Origin of the sequence: Dietzia sp. DQ11-38-2, assembly GCF_014145055.1 — a bacterium.
Lineage (GTDB): Bacteria > Actinomycetota > Actinomycetes > Mycobacteriales > Mycobacteriaceae > Dietzia.
In genome coordinates, this window is the sequence record NZ_JAALDW010000270.1 from 1 (window position 1) to 2,827 (window position 2,827).

The 2,827-nt window shown below is 69.7% G+C and carries 2 protein-coding genes and 1 pseudogene; all 3 read right to left on the reverse strand.

What is annotated here, in order from left to right:
* Positions 1-784: L,D-transpeptidase (locus G6026_RS09785; protein ID WP_182613052.1), on the reverse strand; the 784-nt coding region annotated here is incomplete at its 3' end.
* Between the two features lie 115 nt (positions 785-899).
* A complete protein-coding gene (locus G6026_RS09790) occupies positions 900-1,799 on the reverse strand; it encodes a L,D-transpeptidase (protein WP_182613053.1) in 900 nt (299 codons plus the stop codon).
* A gap of 587 nt (positions 1,800-2,386) precedes the next feature.
* Positions 2,387-2,827 (reverse strand): annotated as a pseudogene (locus tag G6026_RS09795) (hypothetical protein); the annotation flags it as partial.

A 2,827-nucleotide genomic window follows, 5' to 3' on the forward strand; every position in this document is an offset into this window, starting at 1 on the left:
AGACGTTGCGGACGCCCTGGTCGCCGACGGACCACGGGGCCGAGTGGATGTAGATGCCGTCGTAGCTCAGCCGGACGGCGTCGTGGACGATCGAGTCGTACCCGCCGTTCTCGATGCGCAGCCCGAAGGCCTCGGAGTTCATCCGGACCTGCCGTCCGCGCTGCCCGGTGTAGTACACGCCGTTGTAGGTCTCCCAGCCGCGCATCCCGGCGGAGGCCCGCATGGTGCGCACGTGCTGGCCGTTCCGGGTGACGGTGACGAGTTTGGTGCGGTCGTCGTACTCCGAGATCAGCGCGTCACCGGTGCGGAACGCCTGCTGCCGCTTGCCGCCGGCCCAGACGGTGACCGAGGTGTTGACCGGCCAGAAGGAGTGCGGGCGCCACCGGACCTCGGAGTTGTTGACCCAGTAGAACTTCCCCGCCACCGGGGGCTCGGTGCGGATGCCGAGCGTGGCCTCCGCGCGGGCCCGGTCCGCGATGGGCCGGTCGAAGAAGAACATGACCGGCTGCGCCACGCCCACGATCTCGTTCTGCGTGGGGAAGACGTTGACGTCACCGTATTCGGGCGCGGGACGATCGGGGCCGATCACCGGGTAGGTGAGCACCGGCATCGCCCCTACTCCCGGAATGAGCGGGGTGGGCAGCGGTGCGTTCTCCAGTTGCGGGATTCCGGGCGGGCTCGGCGGCATCACGGACTGCGCGTTCGCCCCCGGGGCGAGCCCCAGGACGAGGGCGGCCGCGGCGAGGATCGCGGTGAGGGCCGGGATCCGGGGCGAACGGGTCATTGCTACTCCTGGGGATGGCGGAGACGAGGGGCTCCTCTCAGCCTAGGCGGAGGGCTCTCTTAGGGTGTCGCGCTCTGTGCCGATTGTGTTTCACCCCGACCCGAGGGTGATCGACTCAGTAGTTCCAGTCGCCCTGACCGTCGAACTCCCCGAACTGCCGACCCGGTCCGCCCACCACGATGAACGGGTCGCCGTTGCGGGTGTTGTCGTAGTACCAGGCCGCGTCCTCGGGACTCAGGTTGATGCAGCCGTGGGAGACGTTGCGGACGCCCTGGTCAGCGATCGACCACGGGGCGGAGTGGACGAAGATGCCGTCGTAGCTCAGCCGCACCCCGTTCTCGACGGTCGTGTCGTATCCGCCCGCCGTCCTGGCCAGTCCCCAGGTGGAGGAGTCCATCCGGACCTCACGCGCACGCCAGCCGTTGTAGTAGACGCCGTTGTGGGTGGGGTAGGAGTCCCGCCCGGCGGACGCCCTCATCGTGCGGACGACCTGTCCGTTGCGCGTGACGGTGACCAGGTGGGTGGCGTCGTCGTAGGTCGAGACGACCGCGTCGCCGGTGCGGAAGGTGTTCTCCCGGCCGCCGGCCCACACGGTGACCGCCGTGCCCGCGGGCCAGAACTCGTGGGGCCGCCATCGCAACTCGGCGTCGCCGACCCAGTAGAACTTCCCCTGGACGGCCGGTGCCGTCCGGATCCCGACGGACGCCTCCGCCCGGGCGCGGTCGGCGACGGGACGGTCGAACCGGATCATGACGGGTTGCGCCACCCCCACGGTCTCGTCGCGGGTGGGGTAGACCGACGCCACCGGTTCCACCGCGGGGCGCGGCGGTGCCGGCACGGGGATCGTGAGGACCGGTTGCGAGGCCACCCCGGGAACCTGGGGGAGGGGCGCCGATTCCAGGCCGGGGAAGGAGACGGACTGCGCTGACGCGGCGGGGGCGAATCCGGCGGTGAGACCGGTGGCCAGGCCGGTCGAGACGAGGAGGGACGCGAGGAAGCGGGTTCGGCGGGACATCGTTCTCCTTCGGGCCGCGGTCAGACGGGCACTGGTGACGTTTCGGACGGGGACGGGGCGAGCCACTGAGGCGGTGGGTGAATTCGCAGGACTCAGCTTAACCTCAATTGTCGCACAGGAAACATGCGTAACAGAACCGTGCGAGCTCGGTGGATGCGGCGGTGGACGTGTGGGCGTCGGGCGGGGGCGGTCCTGTCGGGCCCGGACGGAGGGGTCGGATAGGAGAGGGTTGGTTCCATCGTTTGTTGGTAACAGTGTTCACAAAACCGCAGGTGAGCCCGCCGGCTCCCGTTACTGACCAGAAGTCAACAGTAGAACTGCAGTTCATGGGCTTGCCAGTGGAACGAGTGCAACATAGAGTTCGACCAGTCACCGGCCGGGGGGGCGGTGGCGAGGTGAAGAACAGATGAGGGGCTGTTACTTCACACTGAGGGGCCGGTTTCATTACCGGGGCACCTGGGGGGGTGTCGGCCCGCCGCCTTCCGGGGCGCGCGAGGAAACCGGAAGGCGCGATGCGCAGTCCGTTGAATGGGAACGGCGTCGGATGCTGAGGGGCTCCGGCGCCGTTCCCGATTTCCGCTAGAGAGTCAGTCGAGGATGTGCTCGGCGACCCTGTGCAGACCCTCGAGCGCTCGCGCCTCGGCGTCGGCCGATCGGGGCGTCTCCGGGCTGATCAGCGTGAGGTGCCACAGATCGTTGTCCGCGATGAGGATCGTGTGGACCTCGACGCCGCCGCCGGTGGGGGCCGCCGCGCAGTCGATGTACGCGGTGCCGAGTTCGGGGAGCACCGGCGCGGGGGCCTCGGGGGCGCCCGGCGGAGCGTCCTCGATCGAGGCCGACTCATCTCCGCGGATCTCCGAGCACGCGTATCGCACCCCCAGCAGTGCGGGCTGTCCTCGGAGTGCGGCCTGGGGCCCACCACGCGGCTTGACGACCCCGGCGGCGAAGGTATCGGGAATCTCGTCCCGGTCCGCGGCGGCGGTCCGGGGGGCCGCGGGCGAGGTCGTGGGCATGGGCTTGACCTCCGC